Source organism: Amycolatopsis sp. cg9 (assembly GCF_041346945.1).
Classification (GTDB): domain Bacteria; phylum Actinomycetota; class Actinomycetes; order Mycobacteriales; family Pseudonocardiaceae; genus Amycolatopsis.
This window is the reverse complement of record NZ_CP166850.1, coordinates 2,504,655-2,529,145: the sequence shown is the minus strand read 5'-3', so window position 1 is coordinate 2,529,145 and position 24,491 is coordinate 2,504,655. Positions and strand designations below refer to the sequence as shown.

General features: G+C 71.9%; 24 protein-coding genes. 12 read left to right on the top strand and 12 right to left on the bottom strand.

Annotated elements, in window-relative coordinates; all coding sequences use genetic code 11:
• The first annotated feature begins 31 nt into the window (after nt 1-31).
• Nucleotides 32-769 (top strand): SDR family oxidoreductase, encoded by a 738-nt coding sequence (locus AB5J73_RS11880; protein ID WP_370969742.1) that lies wholly within the window; start codon nt 32-34, stop codon nt 767-769.
• On the opposite strand, the gene AB5J73_RS11875 is transcribed toward AB5J73_RS11880, so the two are convergent.
• The 6 genes from AB5J73_RS11875 to AB5J73_RS11850 form a co-directional block, all read right to left on the bottom strand.
• The gene (locus AB5J73_RS11875) at nt 766-1,503 is read right to left on the bottom strand and encodes a TetR/AcrR family transcriptional regulator (RefSeq protein WP_370969741.1); all 738 of its coding nucleotides are present in this window, start codon (nt 1,501-1,503) and stop codon (nt 766-768) included. The two genes, AB5J73_RS11880 and AB5J73_RS11875, sit on opposite strands and share 4 nt — an antisense overlap.
• 72 nt (nt 1,504-1,575) lie before the next feature.
• Complete coding sequence (locus tag AB5J73_RS11870; RefSeq protein WP_370969740.1) at nt 1,576-2,199, bottom strand: DUF3558 domain-containing protein; 624 nt, start codon at nt 2,197-2,199, stop codon at nt 1,576-1,578.
• Complete coding sequence (locus tag AB5J73_RS11865) at nt 2,196-2,597, bottom strand: hypothetical protein (protein WP_370969739.1); 402 nt, start codon at nt 2,595-2,597, stop codon at nt 2,196-2,198. The genes AB5J73_RS11870 and AB5J73_RS11865 overlap by 4 nt, the downstream gene beginning before the upstream one ends.
• On the bottom strand, nt 2,594-3,337 hold the full coding sequence (locus AB5J73_RS11860; RefSeq protein ID WP_370969738.1) for an ESX secretion-associated protein EspG: 744 nt from the start codon (nt 3,335-3,337) through the stop codon (nt 2,594-2,596). Before AB5J73_RS11860 ends, AB5J73_RS11865 begins: the two co-directional genes overlap by 4 nt.
• Nucleotides 3,334-4,716, bottom strand: coding sequence for a hypothetical protein (locus AB5J73_RS11855; RefSeq protein ID WP_370969737.1), 1,383 nt, complete (start codon nt 4,714-4,716; stop codon nt 3,334-3,336). The genes AB5J73_RS11860 and AB5J73_RS11855 overlap by 4 nt, the downstream gene beginning before the upstream one ends.
• Before the next feature lie 60 nt (nt 4,717-4,776).
• Entirely contained in the window at nt 4,777-5,157 is a 381-nt protein-coding gene (locus AB5J73_RS11850) for a hypothetical protein (RefSeq protein ID WP_370969736.1), read from the bottom strand.
• Between the two features lie 130 nt (nt 5,158-5,287).
• Here AB5J73_RS11850 and AB5J73_RS11845 point away from each other — a divergent pair, with 130 nt between their 5' ends.
• The 8 genes from AB5J73_RS11845 (at nt 5,288) to AB5J73_RS11810 (ending at nt 13,568) form a co-directional block, all read left to right on the top strand.
• Complete coding sequence (locus tag AB5J73_RS11845; protein ID WP_370969735.1) at nt 5,288-5,815, top strand: YbaB/EbfC family nucleoid-associated protein; 528 nt, start codon at nt 5,288-5,290, stop codon at nt 5,813-5,815.
• A 22-nt stretch (nt 5,816-5,837) separates the two neighbouring features.
• Nucleotides 5,838-6,173, top strand: a complete 336-nt coding sequence (locus tag AB5J73_RS11840; RefSeq protein WP_370969734.1) for a hypothetical protein — start codon at nt 5,838-5,840, stop codon at nt 6,171-6,173.
• Nucleotides 6,166-7,230 carry a hypothetical protein gene (locus tag AB5J73_RS11835; RefSeq protein WP_370969733.1) on the top strand — a complete coding sequence of 355 codons (1,065 nt, stop codon included), beginning with the start codon at nt 6,166-6,168 and terminating at the stop codon, nt 7,228-7,230. Before AB5J73_RS11840 ends, AB5J73_RS11835 begins: the two co-directional genes overlap by 8 nt.
• Nucleotides 7,231-7,312: 82 nt before the next feature.
• Complete coding sequence (locus AB5J73_RS11830) at nt 7,313-8,383, top strand: DUF6346 domain-containing protein (protein WP_370969732.1); 1,071 nt, start codon at nt 7,313-7,315, stop codon at nt 8,381-8,383.
• Between the two features lie 263 nt (nt 8,384-8,646).
• Nucleotides 8,647-9,516 carry a ribokinase gene (locus tag AB5J73_RS11825; protein ID WP_370969731.1) on the top strand — a complete coding sequence of 290 codons (870 nt, stop codon included), beginning with the start codon at nt 8,647-8,649 and terminating at the stop codon, nt 9,514-9,516.
• A gap of 28 nt (nt 9,517-9,544) precedes the next feature.
• The gene (locus AB5J73_RS11820; RefSeq protein ID WP_370969730.1) at nt 9,545-10,282 is read left to right on the top strand and encodes a hypothetical protein; all 738 of its coding nucleotides are present in this window, start codon (nt 9,545-9,547) and stop codon (nt 10,280-10,282) included.
• On the top strand, nt 10,275-11,903 hold the full coding sequence (ptsP, locus tag AB5J73_RS11815; RefSeq protein WP_370969729.1) for a phosphoenolpyruvate--protein phosphotransferase: 1,629 nt from the start codon (nt 10,275-10,277) through the stop codon (nt 11,901-11,903). The genes AB5J73_RS11820 and ptsP overlap by 8 nt, the downstream gene beginning before the upstream one ends.
• 276 nt (nt 11,904-12,179) lie before the next feature.
• Nucleotides 12,180-13,568, top strand: coding sequence for an MFS transporter (locus AB5J73_RS11810; RefSeq protein WP_370969728.1), 1,389 nt, complete (start codon nt 12,180-12,182; stop codon nt 13,566-13,568).
• Nucleotides 13,569-13,642: 74 nt separating this feature from the next.
• Here AB5J73_RS11810 and AB5J73_RS11805 read toward each other — a convergent pair whose 3' ends face one another.
• Nucleotides 13,643-14,299 carry a DUF1707 domain-containing protein gene (locus AB5J73_RS11805; RefSeq protein ID WP_125309259.1) on the bottom strand — a complete coding sequence of 219 codons (657 nt, stop codon included), beginning with the start codon at nt 14,297-14,299 and terminating at the stop codon, nt 13,643-13,645.
• 321 nt (nt 14,300-14,620) lie between these two features.
• On the opposite strand from AB5J73_RS11805, the gene AB5J73_RS11800 reads away from it, so the two are divergent.
• On the top strand, nt 14,621-15,424 hold the full coding sequence (locus AB5J73_RS11800; RefSeq protein ID WP_370969727.1) for a hypothetical protein: 804 nt from the start codon (nt 14,621-14,623) through the stop codon (nt 15,422-15,424).
• Nucleotides 15,425-15,427: 3 nt separating this feature from the next.
• Here AB5J73_RS11800 and AB5J73_RS11795 read toward each other — a convergent pair whose 3' ends face one another.
• Genes AB5J73_RS11795 through AB5J73_RS11785 form a run of 3 tightly spaced genes read right to left on the bottom strand, consistent with a single transcriptional unit; the run spans nt 15,428 to nt 18,464 of the window.
• Nucleotides 15,428-16,093 (bottom strand): response regulator, encoded by a 666-nt coding sequence (locus AB5J73_RS11795; protein WP_370969726.1) that lies wholly within the window; start codon nt 16,091-16,093, stop codon nt 15,428-15,430.
• Nucleotides 16,090-17,226 (bottom strand): MacS family sensor histidine kinase, encoded by a 1,137-nt coding sequence (gene macS, locus AB5J73_RS11790; protein WP_370969725.1) that lies wholly within the window; start codon nt 17,224-17,226, stop codon nt 16,090-16,092. The genes AB5J73_RS11795 and macS overlap by 4 nt, the downstream gene beginning before the upstream one ends.
• Nucleotides 17,223-18,464: an AI-2E family transporter gene (locus AB5J73_RS11785; RefSeq protein WP_370969724.1), complete on the bottom strand. Its 1,242-nt coding sequence runs from the start codon at nt 18,462-18,464 to the stop codon at nt 17,223-17,225. The genes macS and AB5J73_RS11785 overlap by 4 nt, the downstream gene beginning before the upstream one ends.
• A gap of 232 nt (nt 18,465-18,696) precedes the next feature.
• Between AB5J73_RS11785 and AB5J73_RS11780 the strand changes: the two genes are divergently transcribed.
• Together AB5J73_RS11780 and AB5J73_RS11775 are read left to right on the top strand one after the other, a co-directional pair.
• Nucleotides 18,697-19,611, top strand: a complete 915-nt coding sequence (locus tag AB5J73_RS11780) for a hypothetical protein (RefSeq protein ID WP_370969723.1) — start codon at nt 18,697-18,699, stop codon at nt 19,609-19,611.
• A gap of 208 nt (nt 19,612-19,819) precedes the next feature.
• Nucleotides 19,820-23,026, top strand: coding sequence for a PE-PGRS family protein (locus AB5J73_RS11775; RefSeq protein ID WP_370969722.1), 3,207 nt, complete (start codon nt 19,820-19,822; stop codon nt 23,024-23,026).
• Between the two features lie 207 nt (nt 23,027-23,233).
• Here AB5J73_RS11775 and AB5J73_RS11770 read toward each other — a convergent pair whose 3' ends face one another.
• Nucleotides 23,234-24,004: a dioxygenase gene (locus AB5J73_RS11770; RefSeq protein ID WP_370969721.1), complete on the bottom strand. Its 771-nt coding sequence runs from the start codon at nt 24,002-24,004 to the stop codon at nt 23,234-23,236.
• Between the two features lie 67 nt (nt 24,005-24,071).
• The gene (locus AB5J73_RS11765; protein WP_370969720.1) at nt 24,072-24,464 is read right to left on the bottom strand and encodes a MarR family winged helix-turn-helix transcriptional regulator; all 393 of its coding nucleotides are present in this window, start codon (nt 24,462-24,464) and stop codon (nt 24,072-24,074) included.
• Between the last annotated feature and the right edge of the window lie 27 nt (nt 24,465-24,491).

Sequence of the window (24,491 nt, the reverse complement as noted above, 5' to 3'; positions counted from 1 at the left end):
CGAAAACGGCTCGATCGAAGGAGAACCGGGGATGACCCTCGACGGCAAGGTGGCACTGGTGACGGGCGGCAGCCGAGGCATCGGCGCGGCCACGGCACTGCGGCTCGCCGAGGACGGCGCCGACGTCGCGCTGACGTACGTGCACAACGCCGCGCGGGCGGCCGAGGTGATCGACGAGATCAAGTCCCTCGGCCGCCGCGCGCTGGCGATCCAGGCGGACTCGGCGGACGCTTCCGCGGTTTCGGCCGCCGTCTCGGCTGTGGTGGCGGAATTCGGCCGGCTCGACGTGCTGGTGAACAACGCCGGAGTCGGGTTCGTCGGCGCGTTCGGCGAAACCTCGTTGGCGGACGTCGACCGCGTGCTGGCGGTCAACGTCCGCGGCGTGTTCGCGGTGACCCAGGCCGCGGCCGGCGTCCTGAGCGACAGCGGCCGCGTGATCACGATCGGCAGCTGCGTCACGGACCGCGTGCCCGGCCCGGGCATGGCGCTGTACGCGACCAGCAAGGCGGCGATGGTCGGCCTGACCAAGGCACTGGCGCGGGAGCTGGGACCGCGCGGCATCACGGCCAACCTGGTCCACCCGGGCCCGACGGACACGGACATGAACCCGGCCGACGGCCCGTACGCGGCCGACCAGCGCGCCCTGACGGCGTTCGACCGCTACGGCACCCCCGCGGAAGTCGCCGCGGCCGTCGCCTACCTGGCCGCCCCGGCCAGCGCGTACATCACGGCGTCGGTGTTGTCGGTGGACGGCGGCCACGCGGCCTAACCGGAGTAGAGCCCGATCTCCCGGGCCAGGTCGATGAGCATGGCCTCGAACAGGACGTCCGGCTTGGACATCGGGATCGGGTAGTTGCCGAAGACCTCGAGCGTGACGTGCCCGTAGAGCCGGGCCCAGAACTGGATCATCAGGTACGTCACGCCGAGGTCGATCTTCTCCACCGGCACGCCCTGGTCGGACTCGACGAGCACGGTGACCAGCGATTCCTGGAACGTCTTCAGGTCGTCCCGCAGCTCGTCGGGCACCCCGCTGGCGGACGGGAGAACGATGTCGTGCCGCGCGAGCACCCGCCCCGCGGCGGCGAGGAAGATCCGCCCGAACGGCTCGTCGACCCGGCTCAACGCACTTCCGGCGGTCGACCCCACACCCCCGGTCGGCGAGGCGAAGACGAGCGTGAATTCCTTCGTGTGGGTGAGCGCCCACCGCCGGAACCCCTTGCAGATGGCGAACAGCTGCAGCATCCCGTCATCGGGCAGCTCGGCGATCTCCTCGGCGAGGTCGTCCGCCAGATCGGCGCAGACGTCCAGCCGCAGGTTCTCGACGAGGTCGTCCCGCGACTCGTAGTACCGGTAGAGCGCGGGCGCGGTGATCCCCAGCTCCCGCGCGATGGCGCGCAGGGTGACCGCCTCCGGCCCCTGCTCGACGAGCAGCTTCCGGGCGGTCCGCCGGATGTCCTGTTCGGTAGCCGCACGCGCGCGACCCCTGCGGGTGGGGTGGCTCATCCGAACAGTCTAGGTGCTTACTACGACAAGTCTTGCATTAACGCGATCTCCGCCGTAACGAAAAGGTGCAGCTCAGGCCCGCGCCTTGAGGTTGGTCAGCACGGTGTCGGCCACCCCGCGACCGAGCTGGCAGGCGTCCTTGCCGGCTTGGACCGCCGAGTCGCCGATGCTCAGGGAAACCGAGTAGGCCAGCTCGTCGGAGATTCCGACGACGATCACGCAAGTCCGGTTGTCGGTCGTGCCGGTGTCCACGTAGCCGACGGCGGGGTAGCCCTGGATCGGCTCCAGGTCGTCGACCCACCGCTTGGCCTTCGGTTTCTCGTTCTTGTAGGCGAGGCTGATGCCTTCGTTGTTCTTGGTCTCGTAGATGACCAAGATCCCGGCAGCGCTACCCGAGCTGCTCGCCCAGTCGCACATCGGGCCCAGTGCGTCGTCGGTTGCCTTGGGTGCGTTGACCTGCCCCAGATACCCGGTCACTTGATCAGCGGTCAGTGCCGAGTCACAAGGGCTGCCGTCGAGCGTTTTCGCCGCAAGCGGGTTCTCGACCTTGGGCGCACCGCCGCTGGGCAGCGCGTCGGCGCTGCTGGTCGGTGCCGGCGTCGCGGTGCCGGGGGTCTGCCGCTCTTGGGTGCACGACGTCAGCAAGACCGCCCCTACGGCCACCGCTGTCGTGGCGGCAAGGACTCGGCGCGTCATTCCAGGCTCCCCTTGATCGTCTTAGTCGAATCCGCGGCTTGTTCGTCGGCCGCTTCCGTGATGCCGAGAGCTTGCCTCAGCCGGCTGATCAGCTCGGTGTAGTAGTTGAACTGGTACGTCAAATGTCCCTTGTAGTACCGCCCGGCCTCGTTGATGCCGTTCGGCCCGTTGACCGCCGCCTGGCTGACCGGTTCTTCGGCCGGCGGTTGTGCCTGCGACAGGCCTTCGACGGCGCGCAGCTGTTCGCCGAGCGTGCGCCGCTGGTCTTCGGCCTTCTTGAGCATCGCGCGCATCTCCGCCGAGCTCATCGCGAACCCCTGCCCACCGGCAGGCGGCGGCCCCGCACTCGGCACGTCCGTCGCCCAAAAACCGATCCCGCTGAAGAGCGAGTTCGTCATCGTCCTCCCCCCAACCCGTTCAGGGTCGCGTACAACACCTCGGTCAGCGCACCCCGGGTCCCCGGCTGGAAGCTGACCATCCGCTCGCGCCCGGGGTACACGTACGTCAGCACCCGCCCGGTCCCGGCGACGTCCACCGCGGTGATCGGCGCGCTGCGAGAGCCGCGATTGACCGCGTAACACTGGTGCAGCCCCGTCCGCTGGGCCGCCATCAGCCGGCGCGCCCAAGGCAGCGGGTCGCGGCCCCGATCCGAAGTCTGGTCCTCGAGGTCGTACGACTCCTCCACCGCTCGGCCCGAGAACCGCGCCTCCGGGATCGACACCGCTTCGATGCGGGCAGGTGGGACCGGCGGCAGCACGTCCACCAGCGACTCCGCGAGCCGCGACGGTTCCACGACGTCGATCCGGACCGTGTCGTCCTTCCGGATCAGCCGGAGTGCGTCCGGTCCGGAGGCGGACACGAGCACCGTGCCCGACTCGTCCGCTTGAACGTCGCCCAGCCACGCCGTGAACTGGTGGGCGCCCCTCGCCAAGACGCGCAGGACGTCGCGGAATTCCCGCGTCAACGTGCCGCCCGCCGCGAGGCGGAGGGACGACAAGACGTCGAGGACGTTCTCGTCGAGGCGCTTGCGGGTTTCGTCGCCGAGCCAGAGGTTGTCCGCGCCGAGGACCGCCGGCGGTGGGCCGTGGCGCTCCCACTCCCACGCGGTGAGCAGCGCGGCTTTGGGCAGGAAGATCACAGCCCGATCACCGGGGGCACGGTCCGCTCGTCGGTCCCGCCGAAGACGCTCTCGGGATCCGCTTCCACCAGGTACGACGCGCGCTGGTGCTCCGCGTCCTCCTCGCCCTTGCCACCCTTGGCGCCGTGGCCCATGCCGCCCATCCCCGGTGAGCCCGGTTTGCCCGCCGCGCCGCCGCGGACCCCGCCGGCCGCGCCCGGACGGCCTTCGCCCGGCACACCGGTTCCGGTGGCCGCGCCCGGACCGCGGGCTCCCGATCCCGGGCCACTGCCGGTGCCGCCACCCGCGCCGGACGACGAGCCCGGCCCGAACCCGCCGCCACCAGGGCCGAAGCCCGGCCCGAAGCCCGAGTCGAACCCGCCGCCAGGACCCGAGCCGGGCCCGAACCCGCCCGGGCCGGTCCCCGGCGGCTGGTAGCCCGGCGGGAACTGCGTCGACGGCGGCACGTAACTCTGTGCGCGAACGCTGTCGTCGACGCCCAGCGGGTGCGATCCCGGCGGCGTGACCTGCCCGGGCGGCGTCACGTGTCCGGGCGGTGGCGCGACCGGCGGGTGGACCGCAGGCGGCGGCTGCACCTGGGCGCCGATCGACCGATCGTCGTCGCCACCCGTCGGCGTCCGCTTGCGTGGTGGCGGCTCGACCGGCTTCTTCGGGTCCTCCACCTTGAAGTCGCCGCCGTTGTACTCGCCGAGCTGGCCGTAGTCGATCGTCCGGGCCGCGGTGTTCGAGCTGGACTGCTGCGAGTACGCGGTGTACCGCTCGACGTTCTCCTGTGCCTTCCGGTTGTACTGGTTGATCTTGTCTTCGGTGTCGGTGTCCCACGGCGTCGCGACGTCCCAGGCGCTGCGCGTCGGCGGCTGGTCGGTGACGTCCCGGTGCAGCGAGTTCTTCATCTGGTGGAACTGCTCGATCTGCGCCTGGGCCAGCGTCGAGTTGCGGTCCAGCGTCGTGGACGCCGAGGTCGCCGAAGCCGTCAACGGCTGAAGCCGCTCCCGCGCTGCGTCCGAAGCGCCGCCCGTCCACGCGGACTCCAGGCCGGAAGTCAGTTCACGCGTGCCGTTCTCGAGGTCGCGCTGGTACTTCGCCTGCTCGGCCCCTGCCCGGCGCACGCCCTCCAGGGAGTCGGTGCCGCGACCCGTCAAGACGGCCTGGACCAGCTGACCGGGTGACAACCCGGAAGCTTGCGGGTTCGCCGCCCCGGTCCCGGTCTGCGAACCGACGTAGGCTCCCGCGACCGCCCCGGGCACCCCACCCGCGAGCAGGCCGACACCCGCGCCGGTCAAGACGTTGCCGAGCCGCTCACCACCCGACTGGACGGCGTGCGCGATCTCCGACCCGACGTGCTTGGCAGCGTCGAGCATGTCGCCGAACAACCCCACCGAACCGCGCTCCCCTCGCGTTCGATCTCCCCTCTTGCCTCACGCACGATACCGCACCGGTTACCCACCGTGCGAAGAATCGACCAGGTCAGGGGACCGCACCTGCCACCGCGTCAGCGGCCGCAGCAGCCACGTGCAGACCACGACCACGCCGAGCGCGCAGAAGAAGTGCACGACCCACGCTCCGAGCAGCGAGGGCCCGCCCCACGAACCGGCGGCGCCGTCCTCGGTCCAGAAGAACCCGAAGGTCGCGATCCGGCCGACGAGGTACCAGACCAGCAAGCCGACCGGGAACGCCGCCGCGTCGGCGAGCGGCGCACCGGGCTTCGGTTCGGCGCCCAGCAACTGCCGCGCGAGCCGGTTCCGTGCCCGCGAGCCGCCCAGGTACGCGGGCAGTGCGAGGAGCGCGTAGATCGTTCGGTTCCAGTCGGAGAGGGTCATGGTCGTCACGCTATGAGTCGCTGACCAGCGCGGACACCAGGCTGACCGCCCCGAGCGGGTGGGGAAAACCGGAAGTCCGCCGAAACTGTCGGGCCCCTGTGCCACACTCGGTCGCCGTACGGTTACTGACGTGAACGGGGAGGTTCGCGTGTCGAATCCTGAACAGCTTTTCGCGAGCTTCGAAGCCACGATGGCGGAAGCACAGCAGAAGGCTGACCGGATGCGCGCCGAAATGGAGACGGTTTCGGTCGCCGAGCGCAGCAAGAACGGCCAGATCGCCGTCCGGGTCAACCATCTCGGCAACCTCGTCGGGCTGGAAATCGGCCACTCGGCTCGCGACCAGCCTGACCTGGCCGAAGAGATCCTCCGAACCGTCCGGGCCGCGCAGAGCAAGCTCGGCGCGGCGGTCGAGTCCGGGGTGCCCTCACTGGCCGGCACCGAGACGATGGTCGAGCTGGTCGGGCAGTTGCAGCGGGAATACCCGGAGCCGACGCCCGAGGGATTCGGCTTGGGCGGACAGGGCGCGCGCACCGACGACGGTGCGCGCTTCATCGCGGAGGCGGAAGACGCGCCCCCGCCGCCACCACGCCCGGCCCGGCCGTCGGCGGACGACGGCACCGACGACGACTACTTCGGCGACGGCGATTTCTTGCGCTGAGCAGGGGACGGGGAGGGACTACATGGCCGGGCAAAGTGCGGGGTTCGACGAGAACCCGAACGCGATCGACGAGCACGCCAAGCAGGTGGAAACGACGTTCGGGGTGCTGAAAGAAGCCGTCGAGCTGAGCAAGAACGATTCGATCGGGTCTGACGCCTTCGGTCTGATCGGCCGGCTCTGCTTCCTCGACCTGTGGTGCGACAACGTCGCGAGCGGAGCACGCGAGGCGTTGGATTCGGCGGTGAAGGGCGCCGACTACCACGTGCAGGCAGTGCGAACTTGGGCGAGGGCGCGGCGGGTGGACGAGGAGTCCGCTTCGGCGCTGGTGAACCGCGCTTCGGAGGTGCGCGGTGGCTGAGGACTCCATGCTCGAGGAGGCGAAGAAAGATACCGACGCCGAGAAGTACCAGGTGGACAGCGCTCTCGAGGGCGCCGGCGGGCTCCAAGACCTCGTCGGTGGCGCGGAAAAGATCCTGGAGGGCGACTGGACGGAGGGTCTCTTCGCGCTCGCGAACGCCGGCTTCGGCGTCAAGGACCTGATCAAGGACCCGTTCGAGACGCTCTTGAGCTGGGGTTTCGGTTGGCTGATCGAGCACATCGACTTCTTGAAGGAGCCGTTGGACTGGGTCAGTGGCGACCAGGACGCGCTCGATCTCGAGGGCAAGAAGTGGGAGACGATCGGCAAGCGCGTCCAGGAGACCGCCGAGCAGCTGACCGCCGAAGTCCGGAAGAACTGCCTCGACTGGAAAGGCAAGGTGGCCGACCAGTACCGGGTGTACGTCCAGCAACAGTTGGACGCGTACGCGGCGCTGTCCGATGCCGCGACGAAGGTCGCACTGGTCATCGGGATCTGCAAGACGATCCTCGACGTCGTTCGCACGCTCATCCGCGACCTCATCACCGACACGCTCGCAAAGATCGTCAAGATCCTCATGCGGTACCCACCACCCGCGTACCCGGCCGGGCTCGCCGCTGAAGGCATGCCTTTCGCGGTTCAACAAGGCGAAAAGATGGTCGAGGAGTGTGGGCGGCTGGCCAGGGCGTTCGCCAAGGCGAGGGACTTCTTGCGGTCGATCTGCAGCGTCCTGGAACCCATCGCGCAGCGCATGCTGAGCCGGCTCGGCCAGTTGCCGGAGGCTGCCTCGGAGGCGGCCGGGCAGATGTTCGAAGGCTTCGGGGTCGCCGCCGGGCGCGAAGCCTTCATGAAGTTCTTCGAGCAGATGACTACCGGGCCGGGTCAGTCCGCCGGCGATTACCAACGCGACCGCGATGCGACGTCGATCGTCCCGGAAGACCACACGTCCCACTACCCGGTCGACCGGGTACCCCGATCCGGTCCGGTTACTGCCGACGACGAGCAGCAGCCCTTCTCGGGGCAGGCCGGGGCACAGCGGATTTCCGGTTCGCTGGAGTGAGCCGTTGACGACGCTGACGAGTGGCTACGAATCGGTTCCCGTCGTCCGCCGGCCGAGGTGGGGAAAGATCGTGGCGCAGGCGTTGCTCGTCGCCGTGGTGGTCCTCGCGCTGTGGAGCACGACCGCGCGGGGCATGGTCCAGTACGGACCGGACCGCCCGGGCGACGCGGACGCCATCGCGCGGGTCACGTCCTGCGACCGGATCGGTCCGATCAGCCGCGGTGGGATCGGCTACTACTGGTTCTGCACCGCGGATGTGACGACTGAAGACGGTGCGATCCGGTCGGCGCGGTTCCGCTTGAACGAGCTGACGCCGGACGACATCGGCAAGCCGGTACCTGTGGAGGGGAGCCGGGAGTTCCGGCGTGCCGCCGGCAAACTGGTGGTGTGGTGGGCGATCGCCCCGGGTGTCGTCTTCGTTCTCGGCCTCGGCGCCTGGTCGGTGTTGCGTCGGCGCAAGCGGTTGCGCCATCGCGTCTCGCCGTGGCAGCCGACCGCCGGGCTCGTGGCGCCGGCGTGTGTACTGGCTGCCGGATCCGGGCCGGGCGGTGGGCGCGGTCGCCGAAAGATCGCGCCGAGCGAGTGGTCGGCTCAGCGGTACTGGCGGCTCGCCGGTTCGATCATGGTGGCTGGTGCGGCCTGCGCCGTCACCGGCGCGTTCGTCGGTTCGGCCGACGCGCGGGAGGTCCTCACCGCGTCGGGCTCGCTGGGCCTCGCCGCCCCGATCTTGCTCTATCCCTGCACACCTCGCGCCTACCGTTCGAACGAGAACGCCACCGCGGTGATCATTTCGAGCGACGGCATCGGCTGGCGCCGTCGTGGCCAGACGACGTTCGACCTCGAATGGGCCGAGGTGGCCGAGGTCAGGGTGACGGCGATCGATCACGACGGCCTCGTCCTGCGGGTGGTCGATCTGTTCCTCGCCGACGGACGGCGCGGCGATCTGCGGGGGTTGTGGCAGCTCGGTGCCCAGCTGGGCGATCACCGCCTGCCCGGCGAGAAGGGGGCGTACCGGCTGCCGGAGGCGTTCAGCGACGCCGCCGCCCGTCAGGTCCGGGAGGCGATGCTCGCGTACCGGCCGGACCGGTACCGCGAGTTCGAGGCGGGCCTCGAAGGGGCGCCGCCGACGCCGATCACTCGGGGGGCTACGTGATCGGCGCCGGCGACCCGATGCCCTGCCCGGCTCGCGCCGGTTGGGGCAACGTCACCACCACGTCGAGCGTGATGACGCACCTGGAGAGCGGGACCGGTCCGCGAAGTGACGGCCGGGGGACGGACATCCCCCGATCGAGTGACGGGCATCCGCTGCTCGCATGATTGTCGCACTCAGCCCCGGATAAGTTACAAAAACCTTCACTTTCCTCTTGCCCGCCGGTCCTGACCTGGTCCGGACCGGGTTCGTGGCACAGTGCGGGCATGAACTCCGACGTTCTCGTTGTGGGATCCGCCAACGCCGACCTCGTCGTCGCGGTGGACCGGCGGCCGGGTGGTGGGGAGACCGTGCTGGGCGGGGACACCGTGCTCTCGCCGGGTGGCAAGGGCGCCAACACCGCGGTCGCGGCCGGCCGGCTCGGCGCGGACGTCGCGCTGCTCGGCGCCGTCGGCGACGACCCCTACGGCCGGTTGCTGCTCGACTCCCTCCGCGCCGCCGGCGTCGACACCGGGCTCGTGCGCACCAGCGACCGGCCGACCGGGATCGCCTACATCACCGTCACCCCGGACGGCGAGAACTCGATCCTCGTCTCCCCCGGCGCCAACTCGAGCCTGGCACCCGGCGACGTCGACGCCGTCTTCGACGGGGTGGAGGTCGTGGTCCTCTCGCTCGAGGTGCCGCTGCCGACCGTCGAGCACGCCGTCGCGCGGGCGGCCGAGCACGGCGTCAAGGTGCTGCTGAACCTGTCGCCCGCGGCGAAGCTCTCGCCGGCGACACTGGCCAAGCTCGACGTCCTGCTGGTCAACGAGCACGAAGCCGCGTGGCTGACCGGGCCCGGCGCCGACTTCGGCAAGCTGCTCGGCCTCGGGCCGCGGGCCGCCGTCGTCACGCTCGGGGCGGCCGGAGCGGTCGTCGTCGAAGCCGGCGGGGTCACCGAGGTCGCGTCGCCGAAGGTCGAAGCGGTCGACACCACCGGCGCCGGGGACGCGTTCGCCGGCGCGCTCGCCGCGTCCCTCGCCGACGGCGAAGACCTGGTCACGGCGGCCGGGCGCGCGGTGCGGGTCGCCGCGTTCAGCGTCACGCGGCCCGGCGCGCAGCCGTCCTACCCGACCGCCGCCGACCTGGAGGAATGATCGCGCCGCCGTGCGTGTTGCCCGTCACATGGGCGATTCGTTCGGTTCGGCCTGGTGGCGCGGCTACGCCGCTCAGCTGCGGGCGATCGCCGAGGCCAGACGGCCCGACCGCCTCGCGATCATGCCGCTCGACGAGACCCTCAAGGCGCTCGGCAAGCAGACCGAACTCGACGAAGGCGTCTACGACGTGCCGCTGGAGGGTGTCGTCGGCACGGTCGCTCGCGCCGGGGACTTCGACCGCGAGTTCCGGCCGCGCAACCGCGCGCTGCGCGACCGGTGGGAGCACCTGACGCGGACGTCCGCGGACCTGCCGCCGGTGCGGCTCGTGCGGCTGTCCGACATGTTCTTCGTCGAGGACGGTCACCACCGCGTCGCCATCGCCCGCGCCCGCGGCGCCCGGGTCATCCGCGCGCGGGTCCGCTGGATCAGCACGGTCGCCTGCGCGCTGCGCTGCCTGACGCTCGCCGACCTGCCGTCGAAGACCGCCGAGCGGATGTTCCTCGAGCGCGTCCCGCTGCCCGACGACGTCCGCCTCGGGCTCTGGCTCGACGACCCCGCCGACTGGTTCCGGCTCGCCGACTCGGCCGAGGCCTGGGGATTCCGCCGTATGCTGGCCGGACGGCCGGTCCACAGCCGCGACGAACTGGCCGAAGCGTGGTGGCGCGAGGAGGTCGGGCCGGTGCTCGAACAGGTCAAGCAACGCGGTTTGTGCCCGCCACCACGAGATATCCAGACGTATCTGAGCTATGGTCTAGACCATGTCTGACTCTCTGTCCGGGGTCGCCGTCAGCCCCGGCCGTGCCAGTGGTCCCGTCGTCCGCGTCGCGGAGCCGCTCGGCGAGCCCGCCGCCACCCCGGCCCCGGCCGATCCGGCCGCCGAGGCCGCCCGGATCGCCCCCGCCGCCGCGATCGTCGCCGGCCGCCTGGAGAAACAGGCCGAGACCGCGACCGGCGAAGCGGCGACGATCCTGATCACGACCGCCGCGATGGCCGCCGACCCGGCGCTCGCTTCGCAGGCGGAACAGCTGGTCAAGACCCAGAGCTTGCCCGCCGCGCGCGCCGTCTACCAGGCCGCCGAGGGTTTCGCCGAAGCGCTCGCCGCGGCCGGCGGGTACATGGCGGAGCGCGTTCGCGACGTCCGCGACGTGCGTGACCGCCTGATCGCCGAGCTGCTCGGCATCGCGCCCCCGGGCGTGCCCGAACTGACGTCGCCGACCGTGCTGGTCGCCCGCGACCTCGCCCCGGCCGACACCGCGGGCCTCGACCCGGCGAAGGTCCTCGCCCTGGTTACCGAAGAAGGCGGCCCGACCAGCCACACCGCGATCCTGGCGCGCGCGCTCGGCATCCCGGCCGTCGTCGCGGTGCGCGGGCTGCTGGCGCTCGACGCGCAAGCGCTTGCGGTCGACGGCGACACGGGTGTCGTCGAGGTCGCGGACCCGTCGGCGCCGGTCGTCACGGCGACGGTGGCCCAGCTCGCCGAGTGGAACGGCACCGGCGCGACGGCCGACGGCCACCGCGTGAAGGTCTACGGCAACGTCGGCTCCCCGGCCGACGCCCAGGCCGCGGCGGACGCGGGCGCCGAGGGCGTCGGCCTGTTCCGCACCGAGTTCTGCTACCTCGACGCCTCGGACGAGCCGTCGGTCGCCGACCAGCGCACGGCGTACACCGCGGTGCTCGCCCCGTTCCGCGGCAAGCCGGTCATCGTCCGCACGCTGGACGCGGGCGCCGACAAGCCGCTGGCCTTCCTCTCCCCGGAGGCCGAGCCCAACCCGGCGCTCGGCGTCCGCGGGCTGCGCGTGGCGTTCGACCGCCCCGAGGTCCTCGACCGCCAGCTCGAAGCGATCGCGGGCGCGGCCGAAGACTCGGGTGCCGAGGTCTCGGTGATGGCCCCGATGGTCGCGACGGTCGAGGAAGCCGCCTGGTTCGCCGACCGCGTCCGCGCGGCGGGCATCCCCCGGGCGGGCGTGATGATCGAGATCCCGGCGGCCGCGCTCAGCGCCCGCGAAATCCTCGACGCGGTGGACTTCGTCTCGGTCGGCACGAACGACCTGGCCCAGTACACCTTCGCGGCCGACCGCCAGCTCGGCGCGGTCGCAAAGCTCAACGATCCCTGGCAGCCGGCCCTTCTGCGCCTGCTGAAGCTGATCGGCGACGCGGCCAAGACCACCGGCAAACCGGCGGGCGTCTGCGGCGAAGCGGCCGCGGACCCGCGCTTGGCCCTGGTCCTGGCCGGCCTGGGCCTGACGAGCCTGTCGATGAACGCCCCGGCGATCCGCACAGTCGGCGCAAGCCTGGCCGCCACGACCCTCGCCGAGTGCGAAGCCCTGGCCGACGCAGCCCTGGCCACCTCGGACCCGGCGGCAGCCCGCGCGGCAGCTCGCCCCTGATCGGCCGGCCGGCCCCCACGCGGGTGCACGGCCTGGCGACGGCGGCGGGCTGCCGGCTCGTGGCGTCAAACCCGCCGGGGCGCCCCCCCCACTTTCAGTCTATCGGTCATCACCGACCGTGCCGGCTTGTGCGAACCTGGGCGTACGGGGTTGTCCACATTGTTCGAGGGGTGTGGACAACCCCGGCCTTTCAAAAACTCCCCCGGCTTTGTCGATCCCAGCCCCTCCCGCTCGACGAACAGGTGAAGAACCCCCGTCGAGTCGAGAGGACCTCACATGACCGCCACCATCTCCGCTCCGGTTGCCGAAGTCAGGGCCGGGCGTCGGGAGTGGGTCGGGCTGGCCGTGCTGGCCTTGCCGGCTCTGCTCGTCTCGCTCGACGTCTTCGTGCTCGTTCTCGCGCTGCCGAAGCTCGCCGTCAGCTTGCACGCCGATGGGACCGAACAGCTCTGGATCATGGACACCTACGGCTTCATGGTCGCCGGGTTCATGGTCACCATGGGGACGCTCGGGGATCGGATCGGGCGGCGGAAGCTCCTGCTGATCGGGGCCGCCGCCTTCGGGGTCGCCTCCGTCGTCGCCGCGTTCGCCACCAGTGCCGGGATGCTCATCGCCGCGCGGGCGGCGCTCGGGATCGCCGGGGCCACGCTCGCTCCGTCCACGCTTTCGCTGATCGGGGCCATGTTCGAGAACCCGCGGCAGCGGGCCGAGGCGATCGGGATCTGGGCCGGGTGCTTCACCGTCGGGGCGATCGTCGGGCCGGTGGTCGGGGGCTTCATGCTCGAACACTTCTGGTGGGGCTCGGTCTTCCTGCTCGGCGTTCCCGCCATGGTCCTGCTGCTGGTCATCGGCCCGAAGCTGCTGCCCGAATACCGCGACGAAACCGCCGGGCGCCTCGATCTGCCCAGCGTGGGCCTCTCGCTCGCCGCCATCCTGCCCGCCGTCTACGGCGTCAAGGAGCTCGCCCGCGACGGCTTCCGCCTCGTCCCGGTGCTCGCCCTGGTGGTCGGTGTCGTCGTCGGGTACGTCTTCGTCAAGCGGCAGCGGACGCTCGAAGAGCCCCTGGTCGACTTCAGCCTCTTCGCCGCGAAGGCGTTCCGCACCACGCTCGGCGGGATGCTCCTGTTCAGCATGCTCGGGGGCACCACGATGCTGTTCGTCGCGCAGTTCTTCCAGGTCGCGCAGCAGCTCTCGCCGGTCGGGGCCGCGCTCGGGCTGCTGCCCGGGATGGCCGCCTCGACCGTCAGCTTCCTCGCCGCTCCCGTGCTCGTTCGCCGCATCGCGCCGCGGGTGCTGATCGCCGGTGGGGTCGCGCTCGCCGCCGTCGGGATGGCGATCCTCGCGGTCGTCGAGCCGGCCGGAGGACCCGTCTGGCCCGCGCTCGGGTTCGCCGTGACGTCGCTGGGGGTCGGGCCGATGGTCGCGCTGGGCACCGATCTCGTCGTCGGCTCGGTTCCCGTGCGCAAGGCCGGGACCGCTTCCGCGCTCGCGCAGACCGTCAACGAGTTCGGCTACTCGCTCGGTCTCGCGACCGTCGGGACGCTGGGCAGCGCCGTCGTCCGGTCCTACGGGTTCGCCGGCGGGCTGCACGTCGTCGCCGGGCTCGCCGCCGTCGCGTTCGCCGTTCTCGTCCGGTTCGTCGTGAAGAACCTGCGGACCGCTTAGCCGAAAACGGAGGCCTCCCCGCCCGATGCCTGGGCGGGGAGGCCTCCTTGACGCCGGGGGCAGAGGGACCCCGGCTAGCCGAAGAGGCCGCGCCGCGGGTGCCGGATGACCAGCGAACCGCCGTGGACGCGGCCGCTCAGCACGTAGCGCGGGTTGCCCATCCGGCCGTTGCTGCGCGTCTTGTCCTCCATCGCGCCGAACTTCACGTCGCTGATCGCGTTGAGGTCCACCGCGGCGTGCTCCGGGATGATGATCTCGACCGAGCCCCACTTGGCGTCCAGCTCGATGTGCACCACCGGCGACTGCACCTGGGCCTCGGTGAAGTCCAGCTTCGTCGAGCCGTACTTGTTGCGCACGACCAGCTCGGACGGCACCACCCACGGGCCGCCGCGGTGCAGCGAGGAGTACTTCGCGTTGAGCTCGAACCGCCGGCCGGGCGCGTAGCCCACCGGCGGCGGCGCGTACGCCGGAGCGGCGGCGACGGCCGCGCTCGGGTGGTACAGGCCGGCGAGGTCGGCCAGCACCGCGTTCAGCTCGCCGCGCGTCCTCGACGCCAGCGCGCGGTCGGTCCGCTCGGTGAACTCGTCGAGGTCGATCATGCCGCGGCCGATCGCCTTCTGGAGCACGCCGACGACGTGCTCGCGCTCGTCGTCGGAGACCCGCAGATCGCGCTCGCTCAACGGCTTGGTTTCGGTGGCCCGTTCCGCCGCCGCGTTCTCTTCCTCGCCCATGGTCACGATGGTAGAACCGGATCTCACCACGCAGATCGGGGGAAAACCCTGAACGGACCCGTATTCCGCGGTGCCGCCGTCTGCGCGGCGCTGGTCCTGCTGTCCGCGTGCACCGGCGAAGACGCCCCACCGCCGCCACCGACCACGACGGCACCGTCGACGACCCCCGCGCCGCTGCCGGAAGGCCTCACCGGCGTCCGGGCGACCGGCGGGATCGGGGTCACGGCGCTGCTCCCCACCACCGGCCCCACCCTGTTCGACGCCGACCGCGGCACCGCCGCCACGCCGCCCGGCTACCCCGGCGGTGACATCGGCCTGAGCGTGCTCCGGGTCGGGAAGACCGCCGTCCTGACCGCCTACCCGCCCTACACCCACAGCATCGAGCCGTTCGAAATCCTCGGCTACACCGGCCCGTCGACCCCGCCGCGGGCGCTCGGCCGCGCCTGGTCGGTCGCGCCGGACGCCGCCGGTGAAGGGGTGTGGCTGATCCGGCAGGACGCGCCGGACACCTGCCGGCTCGAGCACGTCCCGCTGGCCGGTGGCGAGCCCGACCGCGGCCAGCCCGCCAGCTGCCGCACCCGGGTCCGCGCCGAGAGCGCGCACGGCCTGCTGATCACCATCAACTCCGGCGCCGCCGAATCGACCGACGCGCTGATCGACCCGGCGACCGGCCGCACGGTCGAGCAGGCCCCGCGCATCCTCGCCGTCGCCGGGGACCGGATGCTGCTCGACGGCTTGACCGACCTCACCCTCGTCGACCTGCGCGACCGCAGCCGCAAGCAGCTCAGCCGGCCGTCGATCGGCGGCCAGCCGACCGTGGTCCCCTCGCGCGAGGGCGTCCTGATCGCGGCCGACTTCGCGAACGCGGCCTACCGCGGCACGAACACGCAGGTCCGGGACGTCTGGCTGCTCCGCCCGGACACGCTGACCTGGGAACACGCCCCGGGCATGCCGTACGTGACCGAGCACCTCAAGCGCGGCGGCGGCCTCGACTGGACCGCGGACGGCGACCTCGTACTCGCCGACGGCGTCATCGCGGCCTGGCACCCCGGCGAACCGCGGTGGCGCCTCGGCGCGGCCACCCTGCCCCCGGGCGACTGGTCGGGCCTCGCCGTCCTGCCGTGAGGGTCACTCCTCGTCGAGGCCGTGCTCGATCGCGTAGCGGGCCAGCTCGACGCGGTTGTGCAGCTGCAGCTTCCGCAGCGTCGACTGCACGTGGTTCTCCACCGTCCGGTGCGACAGCACCAGCCGCTCGGCGATCTGCCGTGCGGTCAGCCCCTTCGCGACCAGGCGCAGGACGTCGGTTTCGCGCTCGGTCAGCCGGGGTGGCTCGGCACCCGCGGTGTCGCCGGTGGACGCGTCGGCCATCCGCCGGTACTCGCCGAGCACCAGCCCGGCCAGTCCCGCCGTGAACACCGGGTCGCCGGCCGCGGTCCGGTGCACGGCGTCCACCAGCTCCGCCGCGGACGCCGACTTGACCAGGTAGCCGGACGCGCCGGCCTTCACCGCCTCCAGGACGTCCTTGTGCTCGCCGCTCGCGGACAGCACCAGCACCTTCGTCGACGGCAGCGCCGACGTGATCTCGCGGGTGGCGTCCACCCCGGACGTGGTCCCGAGGTTGAGGTCCATCAGCACGACGTCCGGCCGGACGGTCCGCGCGATGCGCAGCGCCGCGTCGGCGTCCGGCGCGGTCGCCTTCACGTCGAAGCCGTGCTCGGTCAGGTCGCGGGCCACGCCGTCGCGCCAGATCGGGTGGTCGTCGACCACCATGACCGAAATCCGCGGCTCGCTCATTCCGCACCCCTCGTGCTCGGCACCTTGACCTCCCACTCCGTGCCCTGACCGGGCCCGGTGTCGAGGGTCGCGCTCCCCCCGAGATCGCGGACCCGCCCCCGGATGGATTCCACCACGCCGAGGTGCCCTTCCGCTGCCGCTCGCTCGAGAACCCCGTCCGGAATGCCCGGTCCGTCGTCGCGGATGCTCACCACGACTTCGCTGCCGAGGTCCTCCAGCAGCACCCACGCGTGCGCGCCGGGGCCCGCGTGCTTCTCGACGTTCGCCAGTGCTTCGCGGGTGACGGCGACGAGCTCCTCGGTCACGTGCGCCGGCAGCTCGACGTCGTCCGCCGGGGTCGAGACCTCCACCGCCGACGTCGCGAGCAGCTGCAAGGCCGCGCGCAGGCTCAGCGTTCCGCTGTCGTTCGGCGTCAGCGGCTCGGTCGTCACCAGCGACCGCAGGGCGATCTCCTGCTCGCCGGCCAGCCGCGCCAGCTCCGCCGCCTCGCCGCCGACTTCGTTGCCGCGCTTGCGGACCCGGGCGAGCACCTGCAGCACGCTGTCGTGGATCGACCGGGCCAGCCGTTCGCGCTCGGCCGTCGCCGCTTCCTTCCGCAGCGCCTGCTCCAGCCGCGCCGCGGACCGGCGGCCCATCGTCGCGGCCATGCCGACCAGCAGGCCGGCGGCGGCGAGCAGGACGCCGTCCCGGGCGACGTCGAGGTCGAACTTCTCCCGCGCCAGCCCGGTCGCCACGCCGACGACCAGCCCGGCCAGCACGCCGCCGCTCGCGCCGAAGCGGGCGCCCGCGGCGACCGGCGGCACGGCCGCCCAGACCGTGGTGATGAGCGGGACGTTCAAGGCGAACTGCGCGTCGCTGAGCACCCACGGCGAGGTCAGCAGCAACGCCGTGGTGAACACCAAGTCGAAGACGACCAGCGCCGGCGGCCGCGTCCGCTCGCGCAGGTAGAGGAAGCTGCTGACGACCGACCACACCGCCATCACGCCGACGATCGCCCACGCCAGCCCTTCGCGCTGGTAGTGACCGCTCTGGACGATCACGGTGCCGCAGGCGAACGCCCACGTGAGCCAGCGGAACGCGATCACGCCCCGCCACATGGGCGTGATCGGGTCCGGGGACCGCCGGGTGGTCACGACTTTTCGTCGCGCTTCGGCGGCTCGGCCGTCGAAGCGGCGGCTTCCTCCTCGCCGACCGTCGCGATTTCGGCGTCCGGCCCCCCGGGTTCGGCGTCGTTCGGCTGCGCGGCCTGGTCCTTGAGGACGTCCACCTCCGCCGGGTCCGGGTTGGTCTCGTGCAGCAGCGACCGGACGCCGGCGTTGAGCACCGCGAGCAGCGGCACGGCCAGCAGCGCGCCGGCGATGCCGCCCGCGACCAGGCCGGCGGTGATGGCGAGCACCACGGCCAGCGGGTGCAGCTTCACCGCCCGCCCGAGCAGCAGCGGCTGCAGGATGTGGCTCTCCAGCTGCATCACGCCGATCACGATGGCCAGCACGATCACCGCGCCGATGAAGCCGTTCGTCACCAGCGCGATCAGCACCGCGACGCCGCCGGTGATGACCGCGCCGATGATCGGGATGAACGCGCCGATGAACACCAGCGTCGCCAGCGGGATCACCAGCGGGACACCCATGATCCACAGGCCGACGCCGATGCCGACGGCGTCGACCACGGCCACCGCCGCCGTCGCCCGCACGTAGCTGACCAGCGACGCGAACCCGCGGCGGCCGGCGACGTCCACGCGGTTGCGCACCCGGCCGGGCACGGCGCGCACGAGGAACGTCCAGATGCCGTCGCCGCCGCTGAGGAAGAAGATCGTGATGAACAGCGTCAGCAGGAAGCCGGTGAGGATCTCGCCGACCGTGCTGGCCGTCGTCAGCGCGGTCGTCGTGATGGACGCCTGGTTGTTCTGGATGAAGCCGATCGCCTGGTTGATGAAGTCCTGGATCTGCTCCTGGCGCAGGTGCGGCGGTCCGTTGAGGAGCCAGTTCTTGATCTGGTCGAGGCTCGCGTTCACCTGCTGCTGCAGCTGCGGCAGACCGGAGGAGAACTGCGTGATGACGAACGTCAGCAGCCCGCCCAGCACGGCCAGCCCGGCGATCAGCACGATCGCCGTCGCCAGCCCGCGCGGGAACTTCACCGCCACCAGCTTCTGCACGGCCGGCGCGAGGAGCGCCGACACCAGCAGGGCGATGGACAGCGGGATGACGACCACCGAGAGGTAGCCGATCACCCAGACCACGGCGTACAGCGCGGCGACCACCACGATGAACCGCCACGCCAGCGCCGCGCTGATGCGCAGGCCCCGGGGGATCAGCCCGGTGATGTCCTCGTGCTCCGGCAGGAACGGGTCTTCGCGTCGCGCGTGGCTCACCGGCTCACCGTACTGGCAACACCGTCCGATTCGGCCGCTTTCCGCGAGCCGAGTCCGACACGCTCGACGGCCAGCCGTGATCACCCGCCGTGAAAGCCGATCGCACGCTGTGTTCTTCACACGATGGGGGCATCAAGTCGTGTCGAGGATGCGAGCGGCGTCGCGGATTTGGTTAGGTCGCTTCCGCAACGGCTCATCGCCGGACATTCACCGAGCACCAGGAGATGCACCAGTGGCCGACCACGCGACGAACGAGGGGCAGGGCGCCAAGCGCGCCGGCCGGCTCGTGTCGCGTGCGCTGCTCGTGCTCGGCGGGGCCGTGGCCGGCACCGCCGCCGCGTGGCTCGTGTCCGGCGCGACCGCCTCCGCGGACACCGTCGAGGTGGGCACCGCTCCGATCGCCGCGGCCGCGACCGGCAGCCTCGGCGACGTGAAGGACGGCGCTTCGGACGCCGCGAGCGACGTCGCCGCCTCGGACTGCCACCAGGACGCCACGGCGTGGAGCGAGCCGTGCGCCCGCGTCCTCGGCCACGAGGTCTCCGACCGCGTCAGCGACTCGGTCTCGGACCTCGCCGAGGAAGCCGTCGTCAGCCCGGCGACCCGCACGCTCGGCGCGGTCGAGCACATCGTCCGCGAGCCGCAGGACACCCGCGAGGTCCTCGAGCAGACCTTCACCCCCGAGCCGGCCCACGACGTGTGGCAGCTGCTCGACCCGGCCGGCCACGGCGACCTGGTTCCGCTCCCGGGGCTCACCCCGGTCGAGCAGGAGCCGGTCACCACGGGCGTCGGCCAGACCACGGACACGGTCGCCGTCACGACCGTCCAGCTCCCCGCCGCGCTGCGAGCCGCGCTCGCGATGCCGACGGGTCTTCAGCACGACGACGTCACCGGTGCCGCGGGCGAGTCCCGTGATTCCCACCGCGACCTGCCGTCGCCGCTGACCCCGGTGCAGCTTCCGGTTGCGCCGTCCGTCCCCACCGCCCCGGGTGGCAGCACTGCCCCCGGTGGTCACCTCGACGGCCTCAACTTCGGCGTCCCGTTCTGGACGACCGAAGCCGTCGACTCCGCCGTCGCGGCCATGAGCCGCGCCGGCCTGCGCACCGCGATGCGCACCCCGGGCGAGCAGCCCGGCGTCACTCCTGACTGAACACCTCCCTTCACGGGTCGCTGACGCGCCCAAGTCCGTCTTCATCTGACGGCCCTGCGTCCGCGAAAAGCCCGTGACACGGCGGTGCGCTTTTGTGCGCCCGCATGAAGTTCCTTCCCCCTCGGGTGCGGCTCGGACTCCGTTTCGACTTCGACGAGCGCACCCCCACAAGCCCGCAAGGGAACCCGAAATAAAGGAGAAAAACCCCATGCAGACGTGGGCAAAGCGCGGACTCCAGACCGCACTTGTCACGGGTGGGTTGCTGATGCTGGGTACCGGCATCGCCTCGGCCGACGAGAACGTCAACCCGGACGCTCCGGCCTCCCCGCTCGACCTGAACGTCACGGCTCCCATCCAGGAAGCCAACAACGCGGTCGGCACCCCGTTCGGTCAGCTGGACCTGCCCGCCGGGCAGACGGAGCTGAGCACCAAGCCGGTCACCAAGGCCGCGAACGAGGCCGTCAAGCAGCTCGACGAAGCGAGCCCGATCAGCCAGAGCACCCTCGGCGGTGCCACCAAGGCCGACGGCGCGGGCGCCTTCACCCCGGGCCACAACAACCTCAAGGGCAACAAGGTCACCGGCGACGTCGTCGTCCCGATCCAGATCGTGGACAACGCGGTCGGCGTGATCGGCGACGCGAACGTCGAGGGTGGCGACCACACCCAGACCTGGGAGCACAACCAGGACATCGCGACGACCGGTGAGGACTCCAGCCTCGCGGGCAACGCGGTCGCCCTCGACTGGGCCCTCCCCGTCCAGATCGCCGGGAACGGCGGCGGCGTCGCCGGCGGCACCGGCCGCGTGACCGGTGGGTCGGCCAGCCAGAGCACCACCGAGACCGGGAACGTCGACACCAACGGCGACGGCTCGGCCCTCTCCGGCAACGTGGTGGCGGGCCAGTTCGCCACCCCGGTGCAGGTGACCGGCAACGCCGCGTCGTACCTGCTCGGCAACGGCCAGAGCCACGGCTACTCGGCCGACACGGTCGCCACCTCCGGCGGCTCGCTGTTCAGCTCCGGCGACCAGGCGAGCGGCTCCGGCAACGTGGTCGGCGCGCCGATCGCCCTGCCGGTCAAGTTCAACTGCAACTCGGGCGCCGTGTGGGGCTCGCTGTCGAACTCCGACGGCTGCAACACCTCCGCCGACGCCACGGCCGGGGACACGCGCGAGGGCAGCCTCGGCATCCCGACCTACCTCGAGACGAGCGGCAACGACTCGTTCCTGTCCGGCAACGGCGGGGCGGCCTCGCTGTCCCCGATCGCGAACGTCGCGGGTGTCGCGGGTTCGTGGATCGGCAACGCCACGGCGGGCATCCCCGAGACCGGCAGCTCCTCCAGCACGGTCGACTCGGGCGGCTTCGTCAAGACCGCCGGTGACAACGCGAGCGGCTCGGGCAACGTCCTGAACCCGTCGGTCGCGCTGCCGGTCGAGGCCTTCGGCATCGGTGGCACCTACATCGGGCAGGCCAACGCCGCGCACGACAACACCACCGACGCCAACGCGGGCAACGGCAGCTACACGCGGGGCAACGGCTCCGTGCTGGGCGGCAACATCGTCAACACCCAGACCGCTGGCGCGCCCGAGGTCTTCGGCATCGGTGGCAGCCACATCGGCAACGCGACCGGCACGGCGACCGAGGACAAGACGGTCACCGCCGGGGCGTACGACGGCACGCAGGGCAACGACTCGTCCGGCTCGGGCAACGTCGTCCAGGTGCCGGTCGGCCTGCCCGCCGAGGTCTTCGGCGTGGGCGGCTCGTTCATCGGCCAGGGCTCCGGCTCGGCCGAGGAGACCAAGGTCGTTTCCGGTGGCGGCGGTGGCTCCACCCACGACGACAACGGCTTCCTGAGCTCCAACCTGGGCACCGTGCCGGCTTCGCTGCCGGTGCAGGTCGCCAACATCGGTGGCGCGTTCGTCGGCCAGGGCCACGGCAAGGGCTCGACCGACACGACGTCCAACGCGGGCGGCGACGTCACGGCGAACGGCCCCGCGGGCGCCGGCGCCGGCAACATCATCGAGGCCCCGGTCTCGCTCCCGGTGCTGGCCGCCGGCAGCGGTGCCGCCCTCGCGGGCATCGGCACCGGTGAGAACGACAACATCACCGACTCCTCGGCGGGCGGCGACGCCCTCACCGACGGGCAGGACGGTGCGCTGGCCGGCAACATCGTGAAGGCGCCGATCGCCGGTGTCGCGCAGGTCTTCAGCGACGGCGTCGCGGGTGCGGCGCTGGGCCACGGCCTGGGCACCAACGACACCACGTCGGAGGCCGGTGGCGACGCCACCACCAACGGTGACGGTGGCGCGGTGGCCGGCAACATCGTCGGCGCGGACGCGCTGCCGGTGGTGCAGGTCTTCGGTGACGCGGTCAGCGCGGCGGGTGTCGCGACCGGCACCGGCGTCAGCATGACCTCGGTCGAGAACGCGGGCGACGACACCACCTCCGGTGTCGAGGGCGCGATCTCCGGCAACATCCTCGACCTGCCGGTGACCGCGATCGCGCAGCTGTTCGGCGACGCGGTGACCGCGGGCGGCGTCGCGCACGCCGTCGGCGACAACACGCTGACCACGGAGAACGGTGGCGAGGCCACCACCGCGGGCGACGGGTCCGGCCTGTCGGGCTACAACTTCTACCACGCGTTCGCGCTGCCGGTGCAGATCTTCGGGGTGCCCCTGGAGCTGCTCGGTGTCGCCACGGCGGACGCGACCGACATGACGAGCATCGACGGGGAAGACGACGCCATCGCGTTCCCGGTCGACGGTTCGGAGATGGCGGCCGACGAGCTGCCCTCGCTGACCGGGCTCGCCAGCGGCCTGCCGACGGCTGGGCTGCCCACCCAGGGCCTGCCCGCGCTGCCGACCGCGCTGCCGACCGCGGCCCCGATCGGTGCCGAGCGCGCCGACGTGCCGCCGGTGGCCAGCCCGCTGGCCGGGCTGTCCCAGCTGTCGCACCTGCCGACCCCGGGTGGCGTCTCCGGCGTCCCGGCGCTGCCGAAGCCGACCCTGCCCTCGACCGCGGCGCTGCCCGCGGTGACCGGGCTGTCGGCGCTGGGTGGCGCCCTGCCGGGCCACAGCACCGAGCGTGCCGACCTGCCGACCGCGGGCCTGCCGATCGCGCTGCCGGCCCTGGGCGCCCTGCCCGGCACCGAGCGTGCGGACCTGCCGACCGGCGGCCTGCCCGTCGCGCTGCCGGCCCTGCCCGCCCTGGGTGGCGTCCCGGCTCTGCCGGTCGCCCTGCCGGTTACCCCGGCGCTGCCGGCCGCCCCGGCCGCGCTGCCCGCCGCCCCGGCCCTGCCGGTGAACGCGAAGCTGCCGATCCTGGACAGCGCGGCCCCGGCCGCGCAGGTCCCGGCCATGTCGGGCCTCGACTCGACCGGCTTCCTCGCGAAGCTGCTGGGTCTGGTCAAGCGCAAGTAGTTCCGGACGCCGGGCGGGTTCGGCAAGAGCCCGCCCGGCCCCAGTACTCCGCTGTCACGGGCAGGCGTTCCACCGCGCCGCGAGGGTGACCTCGCACGGAACGCCCCCGACCCGCGATCGCGGTTATCGAAAAGGCTCTCCTTCCCTGGAGAGGACGAACCCCAGGAGCCGACCCGGCTCCTGGGGTTCGTTCGTGTTCCGGGGAGGTCAGGAGAACTGCAGGGAGCGCTTCGCCAAGCCGTGCCAGAAGCCGTCGATCACGGTGCGGCCAGAGTCTTCGGCCGAGCTGGCGCCGAGGGAGACGAACAGCGGCGCGAAGTGCTCGATCCGCGGGTGCGCGAGCGCCGCCGCCGGTGCTTTGTGCCGGAAGTCGAGCAGCGTGTCGACGTCGCCGCTGCGCAGGACCTCGTCGCCCCAGTGGTCGAACTCGGCCGACCACGCCGGCGGCGTCCCGTCGGTGGCGCGGGCCATGCCGCTGAGGTTGTGGGTGAAGAAGCCGCTGCCGACGATCAGCACGCCTTCGTCGCGCAGCGGCGCGAGCTTGCGGCCCAGGTCGAACAGCTCCTGCGGATCGAGCGACGGCATCGAGACCTGCAGCACCGGGATGTCGGCGTCCGGGTACATCTCGACGAGCGGCACGTAGGCGCCGTGGTCGAGACCCCGTTCCGGCGCGTCGTGCACCGGCGTGGCCGTCGAGCGAAGCAGCTTACGCACCTTCGCGGCCAGCTCCGGTGCGCCGGGAGCCGCGTATTCCACCTGGTAGTAGCGCTCGGGGAAACCCCAGAAGTCGTACACGAGCGGCACGGTCGTCGTCGCGCCGAGGGTCAGCGGCGCCTCCTCCCAGTGCGCCGACACGACGAGGATCGCGCGGGGCTTCGGCAGGTCGGCCGACCAGCCGGCGAGCTGGCGGGTCCAGGTGGCGTCGTCGGCGAGCGGCGGGGCGCCGTGGCTGAGGTAGAGGACCGGGGTGCGGGTCATCGAGCGCTCCAGTTATTGAAAGTTCAACTACTAGAGTACTCGACACCGGGCGCCCCGGGGATATTCCTCAGGCGGCTTCGAGGTTGGCCGCGCACCGCTCCAGCGTGCGGATCGTCGTCCGGTAGTCGTCGTCGCTGACGCCGTCCGTCGCGGCGGCGCGGAAGGCCTTCACCTGCTCCTCGACGCGGGCGTGGGCGGCACGGCCCGCGTCGGTCAGCTCGCCGGTTTCGGCGACCCAGCCGCGGGCGCGCAGGTCGGCCACCTTCGGGGCCATCGAGCCCTCGGCGGCGACGAACGGCGCCATGGCCGCGTCGACCTCCTCCGGCGTGCAGGCGCCGAGGGCGATCGTGTTGAGTACCTGCCAGTGCCGCCGGGTCAGCGATTCCGCTTCGAGGACCCGGGCCATGGAGGACTCGAGGAGCTCGTGGAGGTGGCGGAGCCACCAGCCGAGGGGTTTCATGAGGACTCCGATATGTCGTTGAACAAC

Bases quoted from the DNA above. Each gene is read 5' to 3' on its own strand.
- AB5J73_RS11880 (WP_370969742.1), top strand. From the start codon at position 32: ATGACCCTCGACGGCAAGGTGGCACTGGTGACGGGCGGCAGCCGAGGC.
- AB5J73_RS11875 (WP_370969741.1), bottom strand. From the start codon at position 1,503: ATGAGCCACCCCACCCGCAGGGGTCGCGCGCGTGCGGCTACCGAACAG.
- AB5J73_RS11870 (WP_370969740.1), bottom strand. From the start codon at position 2,199: ATGACGCGCCGAGTCCTTGCCGCCACGACAGCGGTGGCCGTAGGGGCG.
- AB5J73_RS11865 (WP_370969739.1), bottom strand. From the start codon at position 2,597: ATGACGAACTCGCTCTTCAGCGGGATCGGTTTTTGGGCGACGGACGTG.
- AB5J73_RS11850 (WP_370969736.1), bottom strand. From the start codon at position 5,157: ATGACCCTCTCCGACTGGAACCGAACGATCTACGCGCTCCTCGCACTG.
- AB5J73_RS11840 (WP_370969734.1), top strand. From the start codon at position 5,838: ATGGCCGGGCAAAGTGCGGGGTTCGACGAGAACCCGAACGCGATCGAC.
- AB5J73_RS11825 (WP_370969731.1), top strand. From the start codon at position 8,647: ATGAACTCCGACGTTCTCGTTGTGGGATCCGCCAACGCCGACCTCGTC.
- AB5J73_RS11820 (WP_370969730.1), top strand. From the start codon at position 9,545: ATGGGCGATTCGTTCGGTTCGGCCTGGTGGCGCGGCTACGCCGCTCAG.
- ptsP (WP_370969729.1), top strand. From the start codon at position 10,275: ATGTCTGACTCTCTGTCCGGGGTCGCCGTCAGCCCCGGCCGTGCCAGT.
- AB5J73_RS11810 (WP_370969728.1), top strand. From the start codon at position 12,180: ATGACCGCCACCATCTCCGCTCCGGTTGCCGAAGTCAGGGCCGGGCGT.
- AB5J73_RS11805 (WP_125309259.1), bottom strand. From the start codon at position 14,299: ATGGGCGAGGAAGAGAACGCGGCGGCGGAACGGGCCACCGAAACCAAG.
- AB5J73_RS11795 (WP_370969726.1), bottom strand. From the start codon at position 16,093: ATGAGCGAGCCGCGGATTTCGGTCATGGTGGTCGACGACCACCCGATC.
- AB5J73_RS11775 (WP_370969722.1), top strand. From the start codon at position 19,820: ATGCAGACGTGGGCAAAGCGCGGACTCCAGACCGCACTTGTCACGGGT.
- AB5J73_RS11770 (WP_370969721.1), bottom strand. From the start codon at position 24,004: ATGACCCGCACCCCGGTCCTCTACCTCAGCCACGGCGCCCCGCCGCTC.
- AB5J73_RS11765 (WP_370969720.1), bottom strand. From the start codon at position 24,464: ATGAAACCCCTCGGCTGGTGGCTCCGCCACCTCCACGAGCTCCTCGAG.